Source organism: Xanthomonas vesicatoria ATCC 35937 (assembly GCF_001908725.1).
Lineage (GTDB): Bacteria > Pseudomonadota > Gammaproteobacteria > Xanthomonadales > Xanthomonadaceae > Xanthomonas > Xanthomonas vesicatoria.
In genome coordinates this window covers 362,910-389,511 of the sequence record NZ_CP018725.1, presented here as the reverse complement: position 1 = coordinate 389,511, position 26,602 = coordinate 362,910, and the positions used below count along the sequence as shown (strand labels likewise).

Sequence of the window (26,602 nt, the reverse complement as noted above, 5' to 3'; positions counted from 1 at the left end):
GGCTTGCGTGGATTCACGCCTCCGAGAGCGCGTAATCCAGCGCCGCACAAATCGCCGCAACCTGTGCAGCGTTGCACTGCTCCGGCGTGGCGCGCGGACTATCCGGATATACCTCGGTGGTGGTGCGATAGCGCGCATCGGTGACGCCGGCACACAGGCCCAGGCGTCGCACCGGGTAATTGATCACGCCATGACCGGTGACCGGCGCACCGATGATCTGCCCCTGTGCATCGGCCGGTGCGATATGCGTGACCTGCTCCACCGCCGCGATCACCGCCTGCTGAAACGCGGGCTGCGGGTCTTCGCTATCGCCCACCAGATAGAACCCATCCGGGATGCTGCCAGGCACGAACGGCTTGCCATCGCGCGCCGCCAGTGCTGGACGGAACTCGCTTTCGTCGCTATCGGTGGTCTCGTGCAGGTCGATATGCACCAGTATGTTGCCAGCAGTTGCAGCAACCAGTTGCATCAAAGCCGCCGACTCTGCAGCCGGACTGTCGTCACGGAACGAACGGTTTGGATCCACCGCGTTGGCATTCCAGCGCTGGATACGCTCATAGCCCCAGGGATTGATGCATGGCGCAACCAGCAGGTTGATCCTACCCACATAGTCCGCCGCCTGGTGCTGTAAAAACAGCAACGCGCCTTGCACGCCACTGGTCTCGTAGCCATGCACGCCACCTGTGACCAGTGCGCAGGGCAGCGCGCTGTCCCAGCCAGCACTGCGCAATGCCAGCAGCGGGTACTGTGCAGCGTCCGCCGCGATGGTGCCGTATTGCACGCGTTGGTAGCGCTCATCCAATGCCTCGATGATCTGTACCACCTCGGCTGCATAGCTGCGTCGCACCACCTGACGCGCACGCCAGGCCATGCGTTCGTCATCGCCCCACGGCTGGCCAGGAGTACCGATCGGATAGTGGAGATGCGTTGTCATGATCACGTTGCATTGTTTGAAAGCATCAAGGGTAAGCGCTCGCCGCGCAGAAAGAAAAAAGCCCCGCAATCATGCGGGGCTTCTCAGCGACCTACGGCGTCGGATCACGGCCTATTTTTTGGCGGTCACGCCCGGTGTAGCGTCGCGCACCAGAAACTCTTCTGTCAGCTCGGGCAAATGGGCAAGCAGCCAGTCGGCCATGGCCTGCTCCTGAGGCAAAATCTGCTCGCAGACACGCTGGGTTTCGATGTCGCCCACCGTCTTGGCTGCACCTAGCAATGCGGTGTAGGTAGCGATCTCGAGATTTTCGAACACATAGCTGGCCATCGCGCCCTTGACGATCTCGTCGGAGGTGGTCATTCCCCCCATGGCCTGACCAAACGCGGCCATCTTGCCCATGGCGTCCTTGATGACGGAAGGCGACCCGCCCAGGCGTTCGATGCACGATTCCACCAAGCGTTGCTGGCCCAAGGTTTCTTGAAGATGTTCTTCGATGCGTGCCTTGAGTTTCGGATAGTGCTCGATGCGCGCGGCCTGGGCCTTGAGCATCTGCTCTGCCTGCTGCTCCATTGCATGCGCATCGCGCAACCAGTCCATCAGGTTTTCTCGGGGTTCGGCCATGCGACATCTCCTGTTTGTTTGCGATGGCTCAAGCCTGCCGGGCTTGGCATGAAAATCATGGCTGCTTCGGGTGGACGCCGTGTTGGTCGTGCACATGCCGTTGATATAGCAGGCCGTCAGAGCAGGGAGCCCTGCGCTTATCGCGCGATGTACAAGGCGCAACGTTGTCGCGCTCGGATACTTCGCGAGCCGCAGCGACAACCAGTCGAGCTCGTTAGTTAGCGTGTGCTCGATGGCGGAGATCCGAACGCGCGACTAGATACGCCTACCGTGAGGTGTGCAAATTCTGCCGACGCATGCGCATCCAGTTGTAGGAGCTGGAAAATTTTCCCTGCAATCGTTAGCGGGCGTCCCCAACGCTGCAAAATTTTCCGACGCATTGGCAATGCTTTGCGCATCAACCAGTTATGAGCGACGCACGACCACACCGGTTTTACCGACATCCACCAAGGCTGTTTGAGTGAAATCGATTGTTTTTTTACGTGGTGTGGAATCATAGGCTTGCGCCTAAAGCAACAGGCTCCACGCCGTCACAGCGCAGAGCCTGCGTCCCCTAAATCATACCGCACGCGTTTGCGTGCTTGCCCGTCGATTAAGCGGATTCTTCCTGCGGCTTGGCCTGCTTGGAGCGTCCGCCTTTGCTGCCGATACGCGACATATGATCGCGGTCGCGGCTCACTGCCTGGCCACCCTTACGGCCTGCCTCGCGGGCTTCGTCGCTGGTGAATTCATGTGCATTGCCGCTGGCGTGCGCCGCCTTTCCACCGCTGCTGGCCAGCACGCGACGCTTCTCCGGATCCAATGCGGCAAAACCGCGCCGGCTACGAGTACTGTTTTGTCCGTCTTCCACTGTGCCTCCTCTCGATGCATCGGTACGTCATTCGGTGAGGGGCTTGACGCAACATTCGTGCCAACCCGCAAATACAGGCGGCGTGGCGGTAGACGAGCCCATGCAGGAAGAAACCGCTGCGCTCGCTGCGCAAATCTTGCACACCTGACGATGCTGGACCGCTGGGAGGGTGTAGATGGCGTAGTGCTACCAATGCGGGATGAGGATCGCTGCTTGCCGAGGCGATGTGCACCCGTGCATCTATCGATCGGCGTCCGCGGTGGAAAGCAGAAAGCAGAAAGCCCAGCGTGATCGCACCTGCACCAGATGTACTAAACGATGCGATGCCGCACTTCGGCGGTCGAGCGAGGGCGGCGCCAGTTGCATCCGAGAGCGCGGGAACGGTTTGCGCAGGGGACCGGATGCCGGCACACACAGCAAGTGCCCGGCCTGCGGCTGCGTTTTGCACAAAGGCTCGGACCACGACCGTTCAAGGATCGACGCTGCACACATCTCGCGGCCCGCTTAAACCAGGAACATCGCGATTCGCATGCCACGCGCGTGCCGATGCTCGGTGGAACGAGCGCATTCAGTGGCCACAAGAGTCAGCGGCGGCAACGGCCCACCTCCAGGTCATCCAGCCGCCTGCTGCAATGTCGCACCGAAGCGGTCGTCGCAGGCCAGTGATGCCTCAGACAATGCGTCGCCCACCAGCAGCAGGGTCGGCAGACCCGGCAATAGCGCTGCGGCAGTCGTTCCCAGCTCGCCAAGCGTGGTCAGCCTGCGCTGCTGCTCCGGCCTGGTGGCTGCCTGCACAATGGCAGCTGGCGTACTGGCAGGCAGATACGCCAGCAGCGCCGTCGCCAACGCATCTGCGCGGCGCAAGCCCATGTAGATGCCCAGCGTTGTACCGCTGGCCGCCAGCGCACCCCAGTTTGGCCCGCCGTGGTCGTGCGTATGCGCGGTGACGAAGGTGATGCCGTGACAATGCGCGCGATGGGTCAGTGATACCTCAAGCGCCGCCGCCGCCGCGAATGCCGCGCTGACCCCATTGATCACCTGCACGCCGACACCGGCGGCGCGCAGAAAGGCGATCTCTTCGCCGGCGCGCCCAAATAACAAGGCATCGCCGCCCTTGACCCGCACCACGCGCAGGCCCTGCAACGCATAACGCCGCATCAACCGGCAGATGAATTCCTGCGGCGTGGAGCGGCAACCACCGCGTTTGCCGACCCGGATCACGCGCGCATGTGGTGCCAGCTCGACGATGTCGGGGTTGGCCAGGTCGTCGAGCAACAGCACCTGCGCCACTGCCAACGCCCTTACCGCCTTGATGGTGAGCAGTTCCAGATCGCCGGGGCCGGCGGACAACAGCACCACATCACGCGCGCAGCAAGGGGTGACGGACATGAGAGATCTCGCAGTGTGTGGAGGGATGAAGTGCATCAGGCCAGCCGCGGTTGGCGGCATAGCCGGGTCAGTTGCGGAATGCAGGAGCCGCAGATGGTTCCGCAGCCCAGCCGTTGCTTGAGCTGCGCGACGTCAGCGCCATCGTTGATGGCCGTATGAATCGCCCTGGCTGTGACATGCATGCAGGTACACACGATGGGGTCGCTGGGTGCGGCACGTGTGGGGGCAAATACGGCCAGCCGGGCACCCGGCCAGGGCTTGCCAGCCAGGGCGAGGGTCAGCAGCGACCGGTCGGCGTCGCTGGGCTGTGCGGCGGTCAACAGCAGGCCATCGATATGGCTCTGGTCGTCTTGCGTGCGCCAGCCGACGCGACGCATCAATCCACGGCGCAGATCGCGGTATTCCAGAACGTCCGGCCCGGCCGGCAATTGCAACGCGGCGATCAGACGGTCGATCCACGCCGCATCGGGCGCGCGCTCGCACGCCGCTTGCAGCACCGCCCACTGCCCGCCGCCATCGTCGAGCGGTTCGGCATGCAAACGCAGGCTGGCATAGCCGCACTCACGTAGCAGCGGCTGCAGCGCCTGCTGCATCGCCAGTGCATCGCCGCGACGTGCCGCCAGCAGATGCCAGCCGAACACGGCTTTCTCCACGCGTACTGCCGCATGCTTGAGCTCGGGCTGGTACGAGCGCGTATCCACTGCCGGCGTGCTGACTTCGTTGATGCCGCCACTGGACAGTGTCTGCCCGCTCCAGTGCATTGCGGCAAACACGGTCCCCGAGCGCAGTTCGTCGGATAGTTCCAGCGGCAGCACCAACGCACCGCGCTTGCTGGCGACCTGCACCAATTCGCCGGCCACCAGCCCGCGACGCGTGGCATCGTCCGGATGCATGCGCAAGGACGGTTCCGGGCTATGGGCGTAGGCCGCGGCGACGCGCCCGGTACGCGACATGCCATGCCATTGGTCGCGCAGGCGACCGGTGAGCAGGCGCATCGGAAAACGTGCCGACGTGGCTTCGGCCACTTTGCGATACGGCGTTGCATGAAATCGCGCACGGCCATCGGCAGTGGCGAACACGCCATCGGTATAGCGGCGCGCCTGCCCTTGCGTGGCGCCTGCGGGAAACGGCCATTGCTGCGGACTCTGGTCCAGCACTGCGTAATCCACGCCCCCCATATCCAGGTCGCGCCCTACCGTCAACGCACGATGCTCGTCGAAGATCTGTGCGGTGCTGTCGAAGGCGAACAGGCCGGCACCGGTGGCCGGTGCCAGCCGCGCCTCCAGTCGTCGGGCAACTTCGTTGGCGATCCACCAATCGGCACGCGCCTGTCCAGGCGCTTCTACCGCCTTGCGGACGCGGGTGATGCGGCGTTCGGAATTGGTGACCGTGCCATCCTTCTCGCCCCAACTGGCCGCCGGCAGCAAGACGTCGGCATAGGGCACGGTGTCGGTACCGGAGAAGGCGTCCTGCACGATCACCAGTTCGGCCTGTTCCAGCGCGGCGCGAATGCCGGCCACGTCCGGCATCGAATGCACGGGGTTGGTGCAGACGATCCACACCGCCTTCAAGCTGCCGGCGCGCAGCCGCTCGAACAACGCCACCGCCGGCGTGCCCGGGTTTGGCGAAATGCGCCCCGCCGGCACGTCCCACAGCCGTTCGACCTCGGCACGATGCTCCGCATTACCGATCTCCCGGTGTGCCGCCAGCATCGTCGCCATGCCGCCCACTTCCCGCCCGCCCATCGCATTGGGCTGGCCGGTCAACGAAAACGGCCCTGCCCCCGGCTTGCCGATCTGACCGGTGGCCAGATGCAGATTGATCAGCGCAAGGTTCTTGTCGGTGCCGTGCGCGGATTGATTCAAGCCCATGCAATACAGCGACAGCGCCGCTGGACTACGCCCGAACCACTCGGCCGCCTGCACCAGGTCCTCGTGCGAGATTCCGCAGATCTCGGCGCTCATGCGCGGGGTGTACTCGCGCAACATCCGCTTGAGGGCATCGAACTCCTGCGTGCTCGCCGCAACGAAGCGCGCATCCACCAGACCCTCCCAGATCAGGTGATGCAGCATGCCGTTGAACAAAGCGACGTCGGTGCCGGGTTCGATTGCCAGGTGCAGGTCGGCCATGGCCGCGGTATCGGTACGCCGAGGGTCGATTACGATCCAGCGAATGTCCGGGTTGCGAGCGCGCGCCTCTTCGAGCCTGCGAAACAGCACCGGATGCGCGTACGCCATGTTGCTGCCCGCAAACACCACCGTGTGCGCCAGCTCCAGATCTTCGTAACAGGTCGGCGGGCCGTCGGCGCCGAGTGCAAGCTTGTAAGCGGTGACCGCACTGGACATGCACAGGCGCGAGTTGGTGTCGATGTTGTTGGTGCCGATCAGGCCCTTGGCCAACTTGTTGAAGACGTAATAGTCCTCAGTGAGCAACTGCCCCGACAGATAGAACGCCACCGAATCCGGGCCATGCGCCTGGACGATGGCCGCCAGTTTGCTGGTGACGTGGGTAAGTGCCTGCTCCCAGCTCACCGGCGCACGCGGTGCCTGCCGATGCCGGCGCAATTCCGGTGCAAGAACCCGCCCTTGCGTACTTGCAACAGTCTGCGGCAACGCCAGACCCTTGCTGCACAGACGGCCGTGATTGGCCGGATGCAGCGGGTCGCCTTCGATGCCTACAATACGTTCGCGATCGGCATCGTGCTCACTGTGGATCAGTACGCCGCAGCCCACGCCGCAATAGCAACAGGTCGAGCGCGTGATGCGATGCATCGGCCCTGCCATGCGTGGCTGGGCTGGACTGGCAGGCGACAGTGGTGACAGTGGTGACAGAGCTTGGCTCATGTTGCCGGCTCAGTCACAGCATCCGGCTGCGCCACCGGCTGCAACACGATCCACACCGCACCGGCCTCCACCTTGATCGGGTAGCGCGGCGCGCAGCCTACATCCGGTGCGCAGGCCTGCCCGCTTTGCAAGCCGATCGCCCAGCCATGCAGCGGGCAAGTCACGGTGTCGCCGGCCACGATGCCTTGCGACAACGGCCCGCCCTTGTGCGGGCAACGGTCTTGCAACGCAAACACCTGGTCGCTGGCTGTGCGGAAAACGGCGATCGCCGGTAGACCATCCACTTCCAGCACGCGCGCACCCAGCATCGGCAACTCCTGCAGCGCGCACACGTGCACCCATGCGTCGTTGTGCATGCTCATCCCTCCACGGTTGCGGCAGGCGCTGCGATGCGCAGCGGTAGATATTCCTGGCGGCGCTCGCCGGCGATGCGCGCTTTCCATGGGTCGACCAGGCCTTCGAGCGAATACAGCAGGCGCTCGTACAGCGCACGCCGGTTGGCCGCGTCGTCCACCACCTGCGCGCGGATGTAGTCCAGCCCCACCCGTGCGATGTAATGCACGGTGCGATCCAGGTAATAGGCCTGCTCGCGGTACAGCTGCAGGAATGCGCCGGTGTATTCGCGCACTTCCTCAGCGGTTGTCACCTTGACCAAAAAGCGCGCCACCTCGGTCTTGATGCCGCCATTGCCGCCAATATGCAGTTCCCAGCCCGAATCGACCGCGATGATGCCCACGTCCTTGATACCGGATTCGGCGCAATTCCGCGGGCAACCGGACACCGCAAGCTTCACCTTGTGCGGGCTCCACATATTGGCCAGCATGGTTTCCAGGTCGATGCCCATCTGGGTGCTGTTCTGGGTGCCGAAGCGGCAGAACTCGCTGCCCACGCAGGTTTTTACCGTGCGGATCGACTTGCCGTACGCATGGCCGGACGGCATGCCCAGATCGCGCCACACATCCACCAGATCCTCTTTCTTGACGCCGAGCAGATCGATGCGCTGGCCGCCGGTCACCTTGACCATCGGCACCGCGTACTTGTCTGCCACATCGGCGATGCGGCGCAGCTCGCCCGCATTGGTCACCCCACCCTTCATCTGCGGAATCACCGAGAAGGTGCCGTCCTTCTGGATGTTGGCGTGCGCGCGTTCGTTGATGAAACGCGACTGCGGATCGTCGATGGCCTCATGCGGCCAGGTCGAGAGCATGTAGTAGTTGATCGCCGGCCGGCAGGTGGCGCAGCCGTTGGGCGTGCGCCATTCCATGAACGCGTAGGCCTGCGCATGGGTGAGCAGCCTGTGCTCGCGGATAGCGCGGCGCACCTCGCCATGGCTGAGGTCGGTACACGCGCAGACGGCCTTGGTTTTCGGGGTTTCCTGGAAGTTGGAGCCCAGGCAGTTCATCAGAATCTGTTCGACCAAGCCGGTGCAAGAGCCGCAGGAACTAGCGGCCTTGGTGTGCTTTTTCACCTCGTCGACAGTGAATAGCCCTTGCTCGCTGATGGCTTTGACGATCGTGCCCTTGCACACGCCGTTGCAGCCGCAGACCTCGTCGCTGTCTGACATGGCGCTGGCACGATCCTGACCGCCGGTGCCCGAGTCTCCCAGCGCGCTTTCACCAAAGATCAGCTGGTCACGCTGCGCCTGGATCGGCGTGCCGTCCTTGAGCAGCTTGAAGTACCAGCCGCCATCGCTGGTGTCGCCGTACAGGCACGCCCCCACCAGCACATCGTCGCGGATCACCAGCTTCTTGTAGACACCACCGGCCGGGTCGGACAGCACGATCTCCTCGCAGCCATCGCCGCCCATGAAATCACCTGCGGAAAATAGATCGATGCCGGTGACCTTGAGCTTGGTCGACGCCACCGAGCCGCGATAGATGCCGATGCCGAATTGCGCCAGATGGTTCGCGCAGACCTTGGCCTGCTCGAACAACGGCGCTACCAGGCCGTAGGCGATCCCACGATGGTTTGCGCACTCGCCCACCGCATACACGCGTGGATCGAAGCTCTGCAGGCTGTCGTTGACCACGATGCCGCGCGAGCAATGGATGCCGGCTTCTTCGGCAAGGCGCGTGTTGGGGCGGATGCCGGCGGCCATCACCACCAGATCAGCAGGGATTTCGCTGCCATCGGCGAATCTGGCCCCGATCACCTCGCCCTGCGCATTGCCGAGCAGCGCGCTGGTTGCGGTGTTCAAGCGAAATTCCAGGCCACGTGCGCGCAGTGCCTGCTGCAGCAGACTGCCCGCCACCGGGTCGAGCTGGCGTTCCAGCAGCCAGCCGGCCAGGTGCACCACGGTCACGTCCATGCCGCGCGCCTTCAAGCCATTGGCCGCTTCCAGACCAAGCAGGCCGCCGCCGATCACCACCGCATGCTGCTTGCTGCGCGCGGTGTCGATCATGGTGCGGGTGTCCTGGATATCGCGGTACCCGATCACGCCCTTCAGCTCGTTGCCCGGGATCGGCAGTACGAACGGCACCGAGCCAGTAGCGATCAGCAGGCGGTCGTACTCGGCTTCGGTGCCATCGGCGGCAATGACGCGGCGACGTACCCGGTCGATGCGTGTGACTTCCTTATTCAGGTGCAGATGGATGCCGTTGTCGCGATACCACTGCAGCGAGTTGAGCACGATGTCGTCGAACTCCTGCTCCCCGGCCAACACCGGCGACAGCAGGATGCGGTTGTAGTTGGGATGCGGCTCGGCCCCGAACACGGTGATGTGGTACATGCCCGGCATCAGCTTGAGCAGTTCTTCCACGGTGCGGATGCCCGCCATGCCGTTACCGATGATGACGAGTCTGGGTTGCTTCATTGCCTGGATTCCTGTCGACATGTCAGACGCGCGCCGCGCCGGCGGTGGACCATTCGTTGCGCCACTGAGCCTTGACGCCGGCCAGCAGTGCCCAGCCCCCAAGGGCGAACGCGGCAAATAGCCACATGCCCACTGCATAACTGCCGGTGTGTTGCTTGAGCACGCCCAGGCTGGCGGCCAGCGCGAATCCGCCGATGCCGCCGGCCATACCGATCAAACCGGTCATGACGCCGATGTCCTGGCCGAAGCGCTGCGGCACCAGCTGAAACACCGCGCCATTTCCAGCGCCCAGACACAGCAACGTCAGCACGAACAACGCCAGCGTCAGCGTGGCGCCACCGGCACCGAACCCGGCGATGCCCACCAGCGCGGCCACCAGCAGATACACCGCCAGCAAGGCACGCGTGCCACCGACGCGGTCGGCGAGCACGCCACCCAGCGGACGCATCACCGAGCCGGCCAGCACGCAGGCGGCCGTGGCCCAGCCCGCAGTGCGTGCATCGAAATCGAACTGGTCGTGGAAGTAGCCCGGCAACGCGCTGGCAAAGCCGGAAAATCCACCAAAGGTGATCGCATAGAAAAACATGAAGCGCCACGCATCGCGGTTACCCACCAGGACGCGGCCGTAATCGGACCATTGCTTGCGCGCGACCGGCGCAGGCGCCTCCTTGGCAATCGACGCAAACACGATCAGCGTCAGCACCAACGGGATGCACGCCAGCCCGAACACGTTTTGATAGCCGAAGGCGGCCGCCAGCATCGGGGCGAACAACGCCGCCAGCACCGTGCCGGAATTGCCTGCACCGGCAATGCCCATCGCGGTGCCCTGGTGCTCGGGTGGATACCAGCGCGATGCGAGCGGCAATGCAACCGCAAACGAAGCACCGGCAATGCCCAGCAGTACGCCCAGCATCAACACCTGCCCCATGCTGCTGACGCCCAGTTGCCAGGCACCGAACAACGCCGCAATGACCGCAAGCTGGGCAAGCACGCCGGCACGCTTGGCACCGATGCGATCGGCAAACATGCCCAGCACCAGGCGCAGCACCGCACCGCACAGGATCGGCACGGCCACCATCAGGGCGCGCTGCTGTGTATCCAGGCCCAGCGATCGCGCAATCGGCACCTGCAACGGACCGAGCAGATACCACACCATGAAGCTCAGGTCGAAATACAGGAAGGAAGCGAACAAGGTGGGCGTGTGCCCGGATCGCCAGAACGAGCGCTGCATAGAGACCTCTTCGAATGCGATGGTCAAAAAAAAAACGGCGCCCCTCCGGTAAACCGGAAGGACGCCGTTGTCCTGGATGCGTGCGGATCGCCGTTGAACCGCTGCACCGTGTACGTGTTGTTGCAGGCACGCCGTTGCGCCCGCGAGTGAGTGCTACGCAATCAGCGTGCCAAGTCCTTCATCCGAGCGTCACGTTGCTGCAAATCATTGAAAAATAAAATCTTTCAGCGCACTTCAAAAGATGTCTTGCGGCTACCAGCGTGGCAGATGAGGCTTGCCACTCCCCTGCTTCGTGCGGCCATGCACCAATAGCGTGCGCCGATCATTTGGGGCCCATGCCAGATCCACATGTCGCACGCATCTCAAACACCGCAGCGAAGCTATGGACTGCAGCTCTGTCACAGATGCATCGGCACTGTCCGACTCTAGGTAGCAGGCCGTATGTGGGTTCGTAGGGTCGTTAACAATACAGGCGGGCGCAGCCTCGGTTTCCAACCATAGCCAGGCAGACGATGTGTCGAGCCGTCGCGTCGTTATGGATGCAGGCAGACGCTGGCGCGTCTAGGGTACGGTGCCATTGCCGCTCGCGGGACACGCTGTCAATCCATCCATCGACGCCGCTCCGTGGCGGCATCCATGCCGCCACAGGGACGCGCACGCGGTAAAGACACCGTACCCGAACGTTGGTCGGTCCCCTCTTCACTGGTCCTTGCCCACCCACCATCGTGGGACCTTATGCGGCAGGGATGCCGCGTAAGAGCCTCCAGGGACGGATTCACTGCATGTCCTGCGACGGTAGGTGGACAAGAACCAAGCAAGCAGACCGTGTCAGTCGCTTCCAGGTGCATCGAACAACAGATTGCGCCGATGATCGCTATCCGGCACTGCGATATTCACGCGTGCCGCAGCGCTGCGATAGTTGTCCAAGCGATGGATATCGCGCAGCCGCGCAATATCGTTGTCCTGGATATCGTGCCATCCCCAGCGCTGGAACTGGCTCAGGAACCACTCGCCATCCGATAGCCACGGCATGTTCACCATGCCGTGGCGATGGAACGCAAGCGAAGTCGCATCATTTGCCTGACCAGCGGCATCGGCATCGGCATCGGCATCCAGACACGTTGCCAGATGCGAGGCCGACACGCCGATATGTTGAGGCTCCGCCAGCCACTGTGCGCATTGCGCGCGGTTGTCCGCGGCGGCATCCAGCCAGCGACATGCTTCCAGCACGCAGGCCGTCAGTTGCTCGGCCAGCTCCGGCTGCAAGGCGGCAAATTCGCGCCGGCAGGCCAGCACCTTTTCCGGATGACCGGGCCACAACTGACCACTGCGGATCACCCGTGCCCCGCTGCCCTGGACTTGTGCCACGGCCGCCCAAGGTTCGCCGGAGCAGTAGCCGTCGATCAGTCCGCTGGCCAGTGCCTCGGGCATCTGCGGCGGTGGAATGCTGAGCACATCGACATCGCGCATCGGGTCTACGCCACCCGCGGCTAGCCAGTAATACAGCCACAACGCATGCGTGCCGGTGGGAAAGGTTTGTGCGAAGACAGCACGTCGCCCCAGCCCCTCCAGGACTTGGGGCAGGCGCCGACCATCCACAAGCGCTTGCGCCAACCCAGGAGCCATGGTGATCGCCTGGCCGTTATGGTTGAGCGTCATCAGCAACGCCATTGCGCATTGCGGCCCGGCAATGCCCAACTCGATGGCATACACCAGGCTCGCGAGCGTATGCGCCGCGTCCACCTCGCCCGCCAGCAGACGATCGCGCACGCCGGCCCAGGAGGCCTGCCGTTGCAGGTCAAGTTGCACGCCATGCGCGCGATCCAGGCCCAGCCGCTGCGCGGCGATCAACGGGGCGCAGTCGATCAGCGGCATGTAGGCCACGCGCAGTACGGGGAGGTTGGCTTGGCTCATGTGTTCATCCCAACAACTCGGCCATGGCCACGATGCGTCGCGCCACTTCGGCCAGCTTGACACCCTGCTTCATCGCCTGCTGACGCAGCGCGGCGTAAGCATCGGCCTCGCTAAGGCCACGTTTTTCCATCAGCAGACCCTTGGCACGGTCGATCTGCTTGCGGTCGTGCAAGGCCTGCTGCACATCGTCCAGGCGTTTGCGCATGCTGCTCTCGTGCGCAAACCGGGCCAGCGCCACCTGCACGATTGGCGCCAATCGCGCCGGTGATAGCCCATCCACCACGTACGCGGTGACGCCTGCACCCACTGCAGCGTGGATCAAGGCGTCGTCGCCATCGCCGGAGAACATCACCACCGGGCGCGGTGCATGGGCGTGCAGCATCGACAACTGCTCCAGCGTATCGCGCGAGGGCGAGTCCACGTCGATCACCACGACATCCGGCTGCTGGCTCTGCACCGCATGCAGCAACGCGCCGACCGATGCCACATCGTCGAGCACCGTGTAGCCGGCGCGCGTCAGCGCCTGGCGCAGTTCGCCAATGGGCTTTTCGGTATCGTTGACCAGCAAAACACGCATTGGCGGCTGCGAGGCGTGTGGACGTGGCCCGATGGTGCCATGCAACATGCCGTCGGTGCGAGTCATCTTTCGGAGTAGGCCTGATGCCATTGTTCCCGTTGTTCGCAAACCTGCAGGGACGCGCTGTGCTGGTGATTGGCGGTGGCGAGGTCGCCACGCGCAAGGTGCTCGCGCTGCTCAAGGCGGGCGCGCAGATCCGCCTGTATGCGCACGCGCTCTCGCCCGAGCTTGCGGAACTGATGCGCGCCGGCCGCTTCGAGCAGCTGGTCGGGCAGTTCGACCCGTCATGGATCGACACGGTCTGGCTGGTGGTCGCAGCCACCGACGACACCGACTTGAACCAGCGCGTTGCTGCTGCCGCGGGTGCGCGCCAGCGGCTGGTCAACGTGGTGGACGATGCCGAGCTGTCCACATACCAGGTGCCCGCGATCGTAGACCGCGATCCGCTGGTCGTTGCCATTTCATCGGCCGGTGCGGCGCCGATGCTGGCGCGCCGCCTGCGCGAGCGGCTCGAGCGCGAGCTGGACGTATCGGTAGGTCGCTTCGCTGGTTTGTTCGCGCGCCACCGCGAACGAATCCGCAACCAGTTCCCCGATATGAACCGGCGCAGGCGTTGGTTCGATCGCGTGATCGATGGGCAAGTGCCGTTGCTGCTGCAAGCCGGCGACGATGTCGCGGCCGAAGCCGCCTTCAACGCGGCATTGGACGACGCCGGCACCGTTCCGGCGCGTGGCAGCGTGCAATTGGTCGGCACCGGCCCCGGCGACCCTGGACTGCTGACATTGAAAGCGTTGCGTGCGATGAATCTGGCCGATGTGCTGCTTGTTGGCGCAGACGTGCCGGACACGATCCTCGAGCTGGCACGCCGCGATGCTTCACGGCGCGCACTGCCGCCCGAGCCGCAGGCACACCATGCGCTGCTGCTGGAACTGGCAGGCGAAGGCCTGCATGTGGTCGCGCTGCGCAGCGGCACCGGCTACTGCGCAGTCGCAGCGGCCTCGATCGAAGCCGCACTGCAGGCACGCGGACTTGCCTGCGAGCGCATACCGGGGATTTGCACCGAGCGCTGTAAGCAAGCCACAGGCTGAGCAGTTAGCGCCATCGACGCTCGGCGCCCTCGCGCTGGGCAACCGCGGGCAACAGCTATTGCGTGCGCACTATTGCCACTGATGACTTCGCTGCGTGTCCGCCAACCGGACGAACGCAGCGCAGGCCTACTCAAACGGTCAACTCACTGTTTCGGAAGCCGCTTGCGCGCACTATCGCGCACATCGATATCGAAGGTCACGCGCAGCGCCATGGGCTCTGCATGCCCGGCGCCCGCATCGAAGTTGAAACTCAATCCTTCGCGACTAGGCAATTGGCGTGCGTGCTCTTCCAGCGCGTCGCGCGGCACCAGCAATTGCCAGTGATCGGTGGCGCAATTGCAGGCGGCATGTCCACCGGTCAGGCTCACGCTATGCCGCACCAGGCGGGCGCCCTGCCCGCTTGGCAGGCGACTGAGGTTGTCGACGCTGCGCCCCGCGAGCAAGATGGCGAGTTCAGCTTCGTCGATACGGAACCGCAGGTGCTGGCCTTCAATCTGGATTTTCATGGATGAGCTGGCTCCACTGCTCGGGCGTATTGCAATTGACGAACGCGGTGCGTTCGCTGTCGGTCACAGCCACGCGATGGCAATGCAGTGAACGCTGCAAGGCGCGCAGCGAGCGTGACGATGCCTCACCCGCCATCAACGTCGATAACGCCTCACGCACGGTCGCGTCGATGCATAGGCGCATCGGCAGCATCTGCTCGTCAAACGCGACACAACGCTGCTGTGCGGGCGCCAGCAACCGTGCGATCAACTGCGTGGTCAACAGCGGCATGTCCACCGGCACCACCACCAGCGTGGTCATATCGGCGACCTGATCGAGCACGCTGACCAACCCGCCCAACGGTCCCAGATCCGGCTGCAGGTCGGCAATGCCCTCATACCCTGGACGAATGCCACTGATAAGCACATCCTGCGCGCCCGCGTCGCGCAGCACCGCCTGCATCTGCACTAACAATGGACGCCCGCGCCAGTGAAGCATGGCTTTGTCCTGCCCCATCCGCGACGAGCGGCCACCGGCCAGCACCACGCCGGTCCATGCAGAGGGAGCGCTCATGTAGTGAACACGCTTGTGTAGCGCGGGTAGCGGCTCATGCAATCACTACCGGCGCTGCCGGATGCAGATGGCCCAACCCGAACACCTCTGCCGTCATGCTCGGCGCCGCGGCCTCGTCCTGCGGCTCCAGCACCGCCCAGACATTGGCCTGCAGTAAGGGCGCCAGGCGAAACGACTCCTGTTGCGGCAGCATCTGCACGCGCAGCGCGCCTAGTGCTCTGCAGGACAACTGTGCGCGTAGATGCTGGCGCCAGATCGGTCGCGCCTGCATCGGTGTCTCAAGGGCGACGCGCAGGCCGCACTCGGCCGGCATGCCTAAGAATCGGCGCAAGGCAGGTTCGACAAAAAAACGCAGCCCGGCGGCGCTGGCCATGGGATTGCCCGGCAAGCCGACATACAACACGCCGTCGCTAAACCGGGCCAGTAGCACCGGCTTGCCCGGGCGTACGGCAACCTTGTGAAACAGCAGGCGCGCCGCATGCCGCGCCAATGCGTCGGGCACGAAGTCATAGCGACCGCGCGACACCGCACCGGTACTCAAGATCACGTCGGCGCCGGCATTGCGCGCCTGTGCGAGTGCGGTATCGAAGGCTGCATCGTCGTCGCCCACCTGCCCTTGCCACACAACATGGGCGCCCGCTGCATGCAACTGACTGTGCAGGTAGCGACTGGTGCCATCGCGGATCTGGCCAGGTTGCAGCGGTTGCGCAGGATCGCTGACCAACTCGCGGCCCGTCGCGATCAGCGCAACCCGTGGGCGCCGGACGACCTGGACCTGCGCGCATCCCAGACTGGCCAGTACCATCAAATGCGCGCCACGCAGCACGGTACCGGCATCCATCACGACATCACCCAGACGCACGTCGTCTCCACGGCGGCGAATATGCTGCCCCACGCGCACATCAGCACGTAGACGGATAAGGCCGGGCTGTGCGTGATGCAGCGCACGCAAGACATCCACCTGCTCGATCGGCACTACCGCATCGGCACCCGCAGGTACGCCAGCACCGGTCATGATCTCCCACGCAGCACCCTCTTCCGCTGCCGCCGCATCTGCACCTGCCGCGATTGTGCCCGCTACCTCATGTTCGCTGCCTGCTACCGCACTTAGTCCATATGTAGCAATGGCGAACCCATCCATGGCGCTGTTATCGAACGGCGGCAACTCGGCAGGACTCTGCAACGGTTGTGCAAGCACACGCCCTTCGGCATCGGCGCTATCAACCCACTCGCTGGCCAGCGGAGTAACCTGCTGGTGCACGATGGCAAGGGCTTCGGCGTAGCTGATCATGAGTAATGCGATGCCGACTGATGATGACCTGACTAGGATAGCGGCCTGCAGCGGAGCCGGTACAGCGCCGCTCGTAGCGTCGTCGCGACGCCGCTTGGCCTCGGCGCATAACCATGCCCTTCGCATCAACGCGACATCGCTTGACCCTGCTCGAACACACTGCCTACAGAGCCCGACGCAGACTGACGTGCCACACCTCATATCGTGACCCATGCACTCAGTCGAACTTTTGGGCTGGATGGCCAGTGCCATCCTGATCGCGACCCTGATCCGCCAGATCTACAAACAGTGGGCATCCGATGAAGCGCACGGTGTGTCGCGCTGGTTGTTCATCGGTCAAATCAGCGCATCGCTGCTGTTCATCCTCTATAGCTATCTCGTCGGCAATGCCGTGTTTGTCGTCAGCAACGCATTGATTCTGCTGACGGCCATTACCGGGTATGTCCTACAGCGGATTAAGCGCGGTCGCTTGGGCGATGTTGGCTGAGGCACGAGCTAGGGGTATCGGACCTTGGGCAGACAAGCGCGCCTGGGCGAGGATGGCGTAGGCGCGCATGGTGTCTTCGCGTCCGCCTAGCCAACCGGTCTGCGAGTCGGTCTGTCAGCTGGGCCCGGTGTACCGACGAGCACGGCGGCGGCCACATTGGCTTGTGGCGTGGTCTTGCCTACTGACCGCAGCCGTATCGAACATTGATAAGCCGCGCATCGATCAGCCCGTCATGGCTATTTCTCGCGAGCCGCACTTGGGTCTTTCTTGGCGGTCCGCTTGCGTGCGCTCGCGGTTTTGGCAGCGGGCACGCCCGTGGCGTTCTTCTTTGCCGCTGCTTGCCGCGCTGGCGTTTTGTCGCCGCGCTTCGAACTGGCCTTTGCTGCTTTTTTGGCCGGCGATTGGCGTGCTGGCGCGTTTTTTGTCGCTTTCAACTTGCGCGTCGTCGATGTGGCCTGAGCCCCTGCTCTCAGCTTGGTCGCTTCATCGGGAACACGCACGCTGATCCAGGTCGGCGCATGGTCGCTTGCCTTTTCCAGGGCACGCACCCACTTGTCGACGCCCGCATCCAGTAGACCTGGCGCCAACGCACGATTGAGCAACAAATGATCGATACGCAGGCCACGGTCACGCGCAAAGTGCTGGCGAAAATAATCCCAGAACGTATAGATCGGTGCATCGCCATATACTGCCAACAGGCTGTCGGTCCACCCTTGTTCCACGAGCGTCTGGTAGGCCTGCCGGCTTTCCGGTTGCAGCAAGGCATCCTTTCGCCAACCCTTGGGGTCGTAGATGTCCGCATCGGTGGGCACCACATTGAAGTCGCCGATCAAGGCCACCGGATGTGGCAAGCCCACCAGTGTTTTCGCATGCCGGATAAGGCGCTGAAACCAGGCAAGCTTGTAGTCGAATTTCGGCCCTGGCTGCGGGTTGCCATTGGGCAGATACAGGCAGGCCACCACCACACCGTGAATCGCTGCCTCAAGATACCGGCTCTGCGTGTCGCTCGGGTCCCATGGCAAGCCCCGGCGAATCTCGATAGGGTCGGTGCCGCGGGCCAGCAGGGCCACACCGTTCCATGCGCGCTGCCCTTGCCAAATCACGCCATAGCCAGCATCGCGGATTGCCTGCTCCGGAAATGCCTCCTGGGTAGCTTTCAGTTCCTGCAGGCCCACAATATCCGGCTGCTCACGCGTGAGCCATTCCAGCAGATGCGACAATCTGCTGCCGATTCCATTGACGTTGTACGTGGCGATCTTGCGTGTGGTGCCTGCCATGGAATGTCGGCTCTGTGGGCGGTCGGTGACGGCACAGCATGGCGGCTGGCGCATGAAGCCGATGCTCAAGCGAGGTGAAGCTGCAACATAGGCATGCGCGGAGACTCACGCGCTGCTGACGATTGGCGTTCTTAGAGTAATCCACGCCCCTTTGCTGGAGACCCCATGCGACATTCCACCTTATGGCTCGCCCTGGCCTTATGCGTCAGTTGCTCGCGCAGCCCGCCTGCGGTCACGCCGCCCGGCGCGCCCGAGACCACCAAAACCGATGTATTGGAAGCCGGCGCAAAGGTACTGCAGCCCAGCGGGCCTGTCGAAAAACTCGATATCTACCTGGTTGGTTTTCATCCGATGAAAGATGCGCCCGACGAGCAGATGGAAGCGCATCACTACTGCCATCAGGTCAACGAAGATATGGCGCAGTGCGCGCTTTACGACGGCAATACCGATAGCGCCAACCTGACCGGCATCGAATACATCATTTCCGAAAAAATTTTTGCGCAATTACCCGCACAGGAACGCAATTACTGGCATCCGCATAACGGAGAGATTCTTTCTGGCCAGCTGTCGGCTCCGAATCTTCCGCTGGCTGCTGAGAAGGAGCTGATGCGCAGCAAGATGAACAGTTACGGCAAGACGTGGCACACTTGGCATTCGCGCAAGGGCAGCGCAGCCGGCGACGCATTGCCGTTGGGCGAGCCGATGTTGGCTTGGTCGTTCAATCGCGATGGCGAAGTGCAGCAACCCCTTGTCGACCAGCGTGATCAGGCCGTCTCGGTCTCCACGGCCGAACGTCGCGCCAATCGCCAAGACCTCACCTCTTTGGCCAAGCCGCAGCATGGTGTGGATGCCTTGCGTCACCACTTCGGTGATACCAAGGCCATCCCTGGCGTGGTCGATGCCGACCAGGCTGAGCAGTAACGTCTGTGAGCCCTGCTGCATCCCGCAGCAGGGCTCCCGTCAACACACAAGGCCTACGCATAATCCGGCGCGGAGACAGCCATCCAACTCTGGCGCGCCCTTCCGGAGCATTGGCATCGCACCGGGCATCCAAAATCTGGTGCGGTTCTGCAAGATTGTCCTGCTGCGCAGGATGCGGTTCCGTCCGCATCGCTCGCAGCGGGAATGATCGGCAGGCCGGTCATGATTCAGCGTACTTCAGCGCTCTTCTTCTCTCCTTGCAACGCCTTGGCCGCAGCCAGGTGGTCGGCAACGTGGTGGCGCGTGGTCTGCAGATGTGCAAGCACGTCAGGCGTCTTGGCGGCAGGAATCAGCTTCTTGTCCAGTGCCGCCAACGCATCGGTGTGGTCCTTGACCATCGCGGTGACGTAGGCGGTTTCAAACGCGGTGCCGTCCAGCTTTTGCAGGGCTGCGGCCTCGGTCTTCGCCTTGGCCATTTGCGCCTTGGCGTCTGCGGCCGACGTGTTCGGTTGCCACTTCTCGAGTTTCTGGTTGTTGTCGGTATGTTCCTTGACCATGCGCATTGCATAATCACGCACGCCACCCTGCACCTGCTTCTGCAGCGCCAGATTGGCGGCGTTGATCTCTCCCACATTGATCGCGCTCAGCGTCCCGAGCGCAGCGCGTTCGGTGCCACTGGGCATGGCATCGCCCTGCTGCTGCCCTGTCACCTTCGCGGAGGGAGGCGTGTTCTGGGCGTGGGCCGACATACTGACGCCAATGCACAGTGCGAGTACCACGAGAATCGGTCGACGTGTCTTCATGAAAACTCCAGACGGATGTGTGTCTGCATGCTGGGCTGCGTTGCGTGACCCGTTTGTCGCCCGGATGTCGAGACGTGGCGAAGGCGATGTGCCGGACACGGGCGGTCATCACACCAGCTGAAGGTTGGGCAAGCCCGCGATAGGAACGCCGGTGATCGCTGAGCGCAGTCCTTGTTCAATGGGCTTGCATGTCTTGTTCCCGCAGCGAGCCACAGCACATAAAACCCGGTTATTTGCGCGACAATGGCATCATGAACCCCTATGACATTTCCCCTACCGACGCACGCGCACGCGCCCTGCAGGGAGCCCTGCTGATCGATATCCGGCAATTGCACGAGCGCGCGAGTGGCCAAGCCGAAGGCGCGTTGGCGATTGCGCAGCACGACCTTGAAACCGTGCCCGCGCAGCATGTTTCCGAACACGCACGTGAAATCGTGCTGATCTGTCAGAGCGGCAAGCGCTCAGCGCACACCGCCAATGCATTGCGAGCACAGGGATACACGCAGGTTGCATCGGTGCTGGGCGGCACCACAGCATGGATGCGCGATGGGCTGCCGCTGGTACGCCCGACACTACCGGCGGACGAGCAGGATTTTCTCGAACGGTACTCGCGGCATCTGCGCTTGCCGCAGGTCGGCGTGCAAGGCCAGCAGCGGTTGGCGGACGCGCGCGTGTTGTTGATCGGCGCAGGCGGGCTGGGTTCACCTGCGGCGTTCTATCTCGCCGCTGCAGGCGTCGGCCATCTGCGCCTAGCCGATGACGACGTGGTCGACCGCAGCAATCTGCAGCGCCAGATCCTGCACACGGAAGACAGCGTCGGCATTGCCAAGGTCGACTCTGCCGCGCAGCGTATCAGCGCGCTCAATCCGCGCGTACAAGTCGAGCCGGTGCAGACACGCGTTACCGCCGACAACGTGGAAGCCTTATTGCAGGATGTCGACGTGGTTGTCGACGGCGCCGATAATTTCGCTGCGCGCTACCTGCTTAACGATGCCTGCGTGAAACTCGGCAAGCCACTCGTGTACGGCGCGGTGCAACAGTTCGAAGGTCAGGTGAGCGTATTCGATGCCGGTCGCAACCGGGGGCAGGCACCGTGCTATCGCTGCCTGTTTCCCGAACCGCCGCCGCCGGAGTTTGCACCCAGTTGCGCGGAGGCCGGCGTGCTTGGTGTGCTGCCCGGGGTGATCGGGCTGTTGCAGGCCACCGAAGCGCTCAAGTTGCTGCTTGGCATCGGCGACACCCTGCGCGGGCGCTTGCTCAGCTTCGATGCGCTATCGATGCGGTTCCGCGAGATTCGCCTGCCGCCCGATCCACATTGCCCGCTGTGCGCGCCGGGCGTCGCCTTTCCTGGCTATGCGGACTATGCGGCGTTTTGCGGCAGCGTAGTTGGTTGAGCGCGTTCGTCGAAGCAGCATTGCAGGTCTGCAACATCTGCTCTGCACCTTGATGAAGATGGCGGCGAGATCCGCCGGCACGACTCGGCGGACCATCACCCGGTTTCAGGCGCTGGCTCGTTGCGTAGGCAGATTGAGGGGGCGACGCAACGAGGCGGTCTTTGCAGCGGGCGAAGCGAAGCAGCACACGGTTTCCGCAAGGCTTGCTCCTCGCTCAAGCGACAAGCGCGTCGCGGCGTAGACAAATCATTCAGAGCGGCTAACAAGACGCTGTGCAGCATCCGCCAGGCGAGCGCAGCGGGTGCTCGAGTCGACATGGGCCTTTCGTAATGCTCTGAGCACGCTGCCTACATCCACCTGACGACTTGCTCGCCACGTTTTGTTAGCCGCTCTGAGACGTGTGCCTACAACGCGTACGGAATCACCCGCACGATTTCGCCCGCCTCGAAGCGACGCGCCTGTTCCGGCAAGACGATCAGCGCATTGCTGTCGGCCGCGCCACGTAGCAGATGCGAGGCATCCCCCCGCTGCGGTTCCGCGCTCAGGCGCGCGTCGGCGCCGCACACCAGCCGACCGCGCAGGAATTCCAGGCGCTCGTGCCGCTTCTCCCAGGGGCTGGCCAACGCAGCGTGCCACATCGGGCGCGGCTCGGCGCGCCCCTGCAGCCCGTCCAGCAACGGCACGCCGTAGGCGATCAACGTCGCCAGGACCGACACCGGATTACCCGGCAGGCCCAACACCAGACAACGCCCGATCTGCCCCAACACCGCCGGCATGCCCGGGCGCATGCGCACACGCCAGAAATGGATCCGGCCCAGTTCCTGGATCAGGCGCGGCAGGTAATCTTTTTCGCCAGCAGACACACCGCCGCAGGTGATCACCACGTCGAAAGCCGCCGCCGCGTCTTCCAGCATGGTGCGGATGCGCTGCGGGTCGTCCGGCAGAGTCGGCCACGCGGTCGGCGCATAGCCCAGCGCCCGCAGCTGCGCCATCAGCATGTCGCGGTTGCTGTTGTAGATCTGGCCGGGACCAAGCGGCATACCCGGCTCGACCAACTCGTCACCGGTGGCCAGCACTGCAATGGTCGGTCGCGGTGCCACCGCCAACCGCGATACGCCCAGCGCCGCAGCCAGGCCGATACGCGCCGGAGTGAGCACCTGCCCGGTCTGGATCACCAGATCGCCGGCACGCACATCGCTACCGGCCAAGCGCACCGATGCACCGGCGCTCGGCGCCGCCTGGATGGTCACGACGCCATCGCGCTCTTCGGTGTCTTCCTTGGGCACCACGGTATCGGCGCCCGCCGGTAGCGGAGCACCAGTGGTGATGCGCAGGCACTGGCCATGCGCAAGCGTGCCACCCCAGTGCTCGCCGGCAAACTGCTCGCCGACAAGCTGCAAGCGCGTCTGCGCTCCAGCCAGATCAACATGCCGCAACGCAAACCCATCCATCGCGCTGTTGGCGAAGGGCGGCAACGCCAGTGGCGCAATCAGGTCGGCTGCCGAGATGCGGCCATCCGCGCGCGCGGTGGCAATGGTTTCGTCCGGCGGACGATTGGCGCCGGCCACGGCATGCAGAATCTGCAACGCCTGCGCATAAGCAATACGGGTGGGATAGTCGTTCATGGCATCAAGGATACCAGCGCCCCATCACTGCCCGGGACTCCCATAGGCATGGATCCAGATGCTGCGTGCGGGTGCATTACCCGCCGGTAGCGACCAAACACCTGCTGCTGCAATCCATCGATGCCATGGCACAAGCGGCCATGGCATGCGTCATGGACTTACTTGCCCTTGACGTGTCGCATCAGGCGGCGCTTGCGTGCCACCTGCCGCTCGGAGAGCGTGTTCTTCTTGCCTTCGTACGGATTGGCGCCTTCGCGGAAGATGAAACGCACTGGCGTCCCTACCAACTTGAAGCGCTTGCGGAAGAAGTTCTCCAGATAGCGCTTGTACGACTCCGGCAGCACCTTCAAGCGCGTGCCATGCACGATGAAGGTCGGCGGATTTGCGCCACCTGGGTGCACGTAGCGCAGCTTGGAGACATGGCCACGGATGCTCGGCGGCGGATTGGTCTCGTAGGCGATTTCCAGCGCCTGGTTCACTTCGCTGGTGCTGAATTCGTGCGTCGCCGAGGCGTGCGCGCGGTGGATGGCCTGGAACAACTCGCGCATGCCCGAGCCATGCAGCGCGGAGATCCGCACCGCCTCGGCCCAACTGACGAAACCCAGCTTGCGCGACAGCAGGTCTTCGGCTTGCGCACGTTGATAGTCGCTTTGCCCATCCCACTTGTTGATCGCAACAACCAGGGCGCGGCCGGCATCCAGAATCGCGCCCAGAATGGTCGCGTCCTGATCGGTTACGCCTTCGGTTGCGTCCAACATCAGTACCGCGACCTGGCATTGCTCGATCGCCTGCAACGTCTTGAACGCACTGAATTTCTCGACCGCCTCTTCGACCTTGCCGCGGCGGCGCAGGCCGGCGGTGTCGATCAGCCGGTACTGCCGGTTGTCGCGCTCCAGGTCCACTGCGATCGAATCGCGCGTGGTCCCCGGCACTTCGGAGGCGATCATGCGCTCCTCGCCCAGCAGGCGATTGACCAGCGTCGACTTGCCTACATTCGGGCGGCCGACAAAAGCGATCCGCACGCGCGCCGGATCGTTGTCCAGCAACTCGCCGGACCCTTCCTCGGGGAGGCGTGCACCGACTTCCTCGAGCAGTTCGTCGATACCCTGCCGATGCGCGGCAGACAAAGCGACCACGTCCGAGAAGCCATAACGCGCAAACTCCGAACGCACGGTTTCTTCGTCGGTGCCGTCGATCTTGTTGATGACCAGCACGGTCGGCCGCGCCAGCTTGCGCAACCAGGCCAGGATTTCGTCATCCAGCGATGAAGCGCCTTCGCGGCCATCGACCACGAACAACACCAGATCCGCTTCGCCTGCCGCAGCACGTGCCTGACGTGCAGTCGCGCCGGCGAGCCCTTCCTCGTCGCCGGCGATACCGCCGGTATCGACAACGATGAAGGGTTGTTGCTCGTCCAACCGGCAGACGCCGTAGTTACGGTCGCGAGTGACGCCGGGCTGGTCGTGGACCAGCGCGTCACGGGTGCGCGTCAGCGCATTGAAGATGGTGGACTTGCCGACATTGGGCCGTCCAACCAGGGCGACCAGGGGCAGCATCGCAAGGTCCTTATTGTGCCAACCGGAAGGCGGTGAGATCGCCGTCGGTGTTTTGTACCAGCAGAATGCCATCGACGACCACCGGCTGCGCCAGCAGCGTGTCGCGTCCAGCGCGAGCGCGCGCGGCCAGTGCACCGTCGCTGAGCTTCAGCCAGTGCAGGTAGCCTTTGTAATCACCAACCACGGCGTAATCGCCCTGGATGGCCACACCGGTCAGGGAGCGACGCGCCAAGGCAGCCTGCGACCACATCGCCGCGCCAGTGCTCTTGTCCAGGCCCCACACCGACCCGGCGTTATCGGATACAACCACCACGGCCGACGACACGCCCACGCCACCGGCGCCGCCGTGATCGCGCGTCCACAGCGGACGTCCGCTCGGGCCTTCCAGTGCTAGGGTTTCGTTCTTGAAGCTGGTGGCGTACAGCGTGGTGCCGTCCACAACCGGCGCACCGTCCACGTCGGACATGCGCTCCAGCTCGGTGCGGCCTTCCGGCACGCCGATGGCCTGCTCCCACAACGGGCGGCCATCCTGCAGCGCCAGCGCACTCAAGGTGCCGCTGTCGTTACCAACGAACACCACCCCCGGGCCGGTCACGATCGGCGCATTGCCGCGCACCGACAGGGTCGGGCCTTCTTCGGCATGGAACCAGCGACGCTCACCGGTCGCAGCGTCAAAAGCACTGACGCGGCCGTCGTTGCTACGCACCAGTACCAGACTCTGCGCAACGGCAGGCGCGGCGATCACCTCGTTGGGCACCTTGGCGCGCCACTTCTCCGTACCATCAGCCTGATTCAACGCAATCACGTCACCAGACAGCGTCCCGATCACCACCAGGCCTTCGCCAACCCCGGGACCACCGGACAGGCGCTGCTTGAACTTGCGATCGTTACGCTCTTCTTTCTTGGGCTTGTATTCCCACACGCGCTTGCCGGTCTGCAGGTCCAGCGCCTGTACGCCGCCGGTGATCGCTGCGGCATATACCTTGCCATCGGCCACGGCCGGGCGCTGACGCACGCCGATATGACCTTCACCTTTGCCGACGCCGGTGGACCAGATCTTGTCGACTTTGACGGACGGCTCGAACTTGACCAGCTCGGCTGGTTCCTGCGCCTTCTTGGCAGCAGCATCCTTACCAGCAAACCAGCCCTTGACCGTGCTGCAACCGGCCAACGACATTCCCATCAGGGCGATCAACGCAATGCGCTTGTACATGGTGTCCTGCTTCATCAAATCTGCTCCGCCGGATCGGGCACTTTGCCGCCCACATCAATCAGCTTGGTTTCCAGCAACCGGCGCTGCGGCGAGGCCACATCCACCGTGGTCAATGCCTTGGCGTACAGCGCACGTGCTTCGTCGGTCTTGCCCTGAACGACCAGCGCATCGGCGCGAATCTCCAGGCTGGCGTTATCCTGCGCATCGGCTAGCAGCTTGATCGCCTCGTCGGGCTTGCCGCTCTCGGTCAGCACGCGTGCAAGCCGCTGCTGCACGATGTGCTTGAGCTCGCCTTCTGCGGGTACGTCGCGCAGCGTCTTGATCGCCTCGGCGTTCTTGCCGGCATCGACCTGGGCCTTGGCCAGGCGCAGCGCTGCCAGCTCGGCATAGATGCCGCCCTTGCCATCGTCCAGCGCCACAATGTCCTTGGCGGCCTTGTCCAGGTCCTTGCCCTGGATCGACTTCACCACCGCTTCGTAACGCGCGTTGGCCTCAACCAATTCGGTGTTGGTGTGCTTCTGCCACCACTGCCAGCCCAGGATCAGGGCCAGTCCAAGCAGGACGCCGCCCACCAGTCCTGCGCCATTCTTTCTCAACCAGGAACGAACGCGTTCGCCTTGTTCGTGTTCGTCCAGCAGATCGTCGATCGCCATGCGTACTCTCGCTCCGCCATCCCGGAGGCGCGGAACATCAAAAGGGAAAAATGAAAAACCGCAG

The 26,602-nt window shown here is 63.7% G+C and carries 23 protein-coding genes; 4 read left to right on the top strand and 19 right to left on the bottom strand.

Going from position 1 to position 26,602, the window contains the following annotated elements; translation table 11 throughout:
• Positions 1–13 precede the first annotated feature (13 nt).
• The 10 genes from BJD12_RS01640 to BJD12_RS01590 form a co-directional block, all read right to left on the bottom strand.
• Positions 14–934: a M14 family metallopeptidase gene (locus BJD12_RS01640; protein ID WP_039422261.1), complete on the bottom strand. Its 921-nt coding sequence runs from the start codon at positions 932–934 to the stop codon at positions 14–16.
• Positions 935–1,045: 111 nt separating this feature from the next.
• A complete protein-coding gene (locus BJD12_RS01635; RefSeq protein WP_039422264.1) occupies positions 1,046–1,555 on the bottom strand; it encodes a ferritin-like domain-containing protein in 510 nt (169 codons plus the stop codon).
• Between the two features lie 592 nt (positions 1,556–2,147).
• On the bottom strand, positions 2,148–2,405 hold the full coding sequence (locus tag BJD12_RS01630; protein ID WP_005990975.1) for a KGG domain-containing protein: 258 nt from the start codon (positions 2,403–2,405) through the stop codon (positions 2,148–2,150).
• Between the two features lie 612 nt (positions 2,406–3,017).
• Positions 3,018–3,764 (bottom strand): uroporphyrinogen-III C-methyltransferase, encoded by a 747-nt coding sequence (gene cobA, locus BJD12_RS01625; RefSeq protein ID WP_005990977.1) that lies wholly within the window; start codon positions 3,762–3,764, stop codon positions 3,018–3,020.
• 65 nt (positions 3,765–3,829) lie between these two features.
• Positions 3,830–6,565 (bottom strand): nitrate reductase, encoded by a 2,736-nt coding sequence (locus BJD12_RS01620; RefSeq protein WP_074059296.1) that lies wholly within the window; start codon positions 6,563–6,565, stop codon positions 3,830–3,832.
• Positions 6,566–6,633: 68 nt separating this feature from the next.
• Entirely contained in the window at positions 6,634–6,999 is a 366-nt protein-coding gene (gene nirD / locus BJD12_RS01615; protein ID WP_005990981.1) for a nitrite reductase small subunit NirD, read from the bottom strand.
• Positions 6,996–9,413 (bottom strand): nitrite reductase large subunit NirB, encoded by a 2,418-nt coding sequence (gene nirB, locus BJD12_RS01610; RefSeq protein ID WP_228861067.1) that lies wholly within the window; start codon positions 9,411–9,413, stop codon positions 6,996–6,998. The genes nirD and nirB overlap by 4 nt, the downstream gene beginning before the upstream one ends.
• Before the next feature lie 58 nt (positions 9,414–9,471).
• Positions 9,472–10,641, bottom strand: coding sequence for a nitrate/nitrite transporter (locus BJD12_RS01605; protein WP_172797238.1), 1,170 nt, complete (start codon positions 10,639–10,641; stop codon positions 9,472–9,474).
• An 867-nt stretch (positions 10,642–11,508) separates the two neighbouring features.
• On the bottom strand, positions 11,509–12,594 hold the full coding sequence (locus BJD12_RS01595) for a CmpA/NrtA family ABC transporter substrate-binding protein (RefSeq protein WP_005990985.1): 1,086 nt from the start codon (positions 12,592–12,594) through the stop codon (positions 11,509–11,511).
• A gap of 4 nt (positions 12,595–12,598) precedes the next feature.
• Positions 12,599–13,171 (bottom strand): ANTAR domain-containing response regulator, encoded by a 573-nt coding sequence (locus tag BJD12_RS01590; protein ID WP_039422298.1) that lies wholly within the window; start codon positions 13,169–13,171, stop codon positions 12,599–12,601.
• 83 nt (positions 13,172–13,254) lie between these two features.
• Here BJD12_RS01590 and BJD12_RS01585 point away from each other — a divergent pair, with 83 nt between their 5' ends.
• Entirely contained in the window at positions 13,255–14,259 is a 1,005-nt protein-coding gene (locus BJD12_RS01585) for an NAD(P)-dependent oxidoreductase (RefSeq protein WP_005990989.1), read from the top strand.
• A gap of 143 nt (positions 14,260–14,402) precedes the next feature.
• Here the strand turns inward: BJD12_RS01585 and BJD12_RS01580 are convergent, their stop codons facing one another.
• From BJD12_RS01580 to BJD12_RS01570, 3 genes are read right to left on the bottom strand one after another with little or no spacing between them, the layout of a single operon-like run.
• A complete protein-coding gene (locus tag BJD12_RS01580) occupies positions 14,403–14,765 on the bottom strand; it encodes a hypothetical protein (protein ID WP_005990991.1) in 363 nt (120 codons plus the stop codon).
• Positions 14,749–15,318 (bottom strand): molybdenum cofactor guanylyltransferase, encoded by a 570-nt coding sequence (locus BJD12_RS01575; protein WP_005990993.1) that lies wholly within the window; start codon positions 15,316–15,318, stop codon positions 14,749–14,751. Before BJD12_RS01575 ends, BJD12_RS01580 begins: the two co-directional genes overlap by 17 nt.
• 34 nt (positions 15,319–15,352) lie before the next feature.
• Positions 15,353–16,609, bottom strand: coding sequence for a molybdopterin molybdotransferase MoeA (locus BJD12_RS01570; RefSeq protein ID WP_005990996.1), 1,257 nt, complete (start codon positions 16,607–16,609; stop codon positions 15,353–15,355).
• Between the two features lie 211 nt (positions 16,610–16,820).
• On the opposite strand from BJD12_RS01570, the gene BJD12_RS01565 reads away from it, so the two are divergent.
• The gene (locus BJD12_RS01565) at positions 16,821–17,096 is read left to right on the top strand and encodes a hypothetical protein (protein WP_042827853.1); all 276 of its coding nucleotides are present in this window, start codon (positions 16,821–16,823) and stop codon (positions 17,094–17,096) included.
• A gap of 236 nt (positions 17,097–17,332) precedes the next feature.
• Here BJD12_RS01565 and xth read toward each other — a convergent pair whose 3' ends face one another.
• Positions 17,333–18,373, bottom strand: coding sequence for an exodeoxyribonuclease III (xth, locus tag BJD12_RS01560; RefSeq protein ID WP_005990999.1), 1,041 nt, complete (start codon positions 18,371–18,373; stop codon positions 17,333–17,335).
• Positions 18,374–18,538: 165 nt separating this feature from the next.
• On the opposite strand from xth, the gene BJD12_RS01555 reads away from it, so the two are divergent.
• Positions 18,539–19,294 carry an OBAP family protein gene (locus BJD12_RS01555; protein ID WP_005991001.1) on the top strand — a complete coding sequence of 252 codons (756 nt, stop codon included), beginning with the start codon at positions 18,539–18,541 and terminating at the stop codon, positions 19,292–19,294.
• 227 nt (positions 19,295–19,521) lie between these two features.
• On the opposite strand, the gene BJD12_RS01550 is transcribed toward BJD12_RS01555, so the two are convergent.
• On the bottom strand, positions 19,522–20,097 hold the full coding sequence (locus tag BJD12_RS01550) for a DUF4142 domain-containing protein (RefSeq protein ID WP_039422279.1): 576 nt from the start codon (positions 20,095–20,097) through the stop codon (positions 19,522–19,524).
• Between the two features lie 251 nt (positions 20,098–20,348).
• Here BJD12_RS01550 and moeB point away from each other — a divergent pair, with 251 nt between their 5' ends.
• The gene (gene moeB, locus BJD12_RS01545) at positions 20,349–21,491 is read left to right on the top strand and encodes a molybdopterin-synthase adenylyltransferase MoeB (protein ID WP_039422303.1); all 1,143 of its coding nucleotides are present in this window, start codon (positions 20,349–20,351) and stop codon (positions 21,489–21,491) included.
• A 404-nt stretch (positions 21,492–21,895) separates the two neighbouring features.
• Here the strand turns inward: moeB and BJD12_RS01540 are convergent, their stop codons facing one another.
• The 4 genes from BJD12_RS01540 to BJD12_RS01525 all read right to left on the bottom strand — a co-directional run bounded on the left by BJD12_RS01540 (position 21,896) and on the right by BJD12_RS01525 (position 26,538).
• Complete coding sequence (locus BJD12_RS01540) at positions 21,896–23,116, bottom strand: molybdopterin molybdotransferase MoeA (protein ID WP_005991007.1); 1,221 nt, start codon at positions 23,114–23,116, stop codon at positions 21,896–21,898.
• Positions 23,117–23,274: 158 nt separating this feature from the next.
• Positions 23,275–24,672 carry a ribosome biogenesis GTPase Der gene (gene der / locus BJD12_RS01535; RefSeq protein WP_005991009.1) on the bottom strand — a complete coding sequence of 466 codons (1,398 nt, stop codon included), beginning with the start codon at positions 24,670–24,672 and terminating at the stop codon, positions 23,275–23,277.
• 10 nt (positions 24,673–24,682) lie between these two features.
• On the bottom strand, positions 24,683–25,900 hold the full coding sequence (gene bamB / locus BJD12_RS01530) for an outer membrane protein assembly factor BamB (RefSeq protein ID WP_005991011.1): 1,218 nt from the start codon (positions 25,898–25,900) through the stop codon (positions 24,683–24,685).
• Positions 25,900–26,538, bottom strand: a complete 639-nt coding sequence (locus tag BJD12_RS01525; RefSeq protein WP_005991013.1) for a YfgM family protein — start codon at positions 26,536–26,538, stop codon at positions 25,900–25,902. Before BJD12_RS01525 ends, bamB begins: the two co-directional genes overlap by 1 nt.
• Positions 26,539–26,602: the final 64 nt, after the last annotated feature.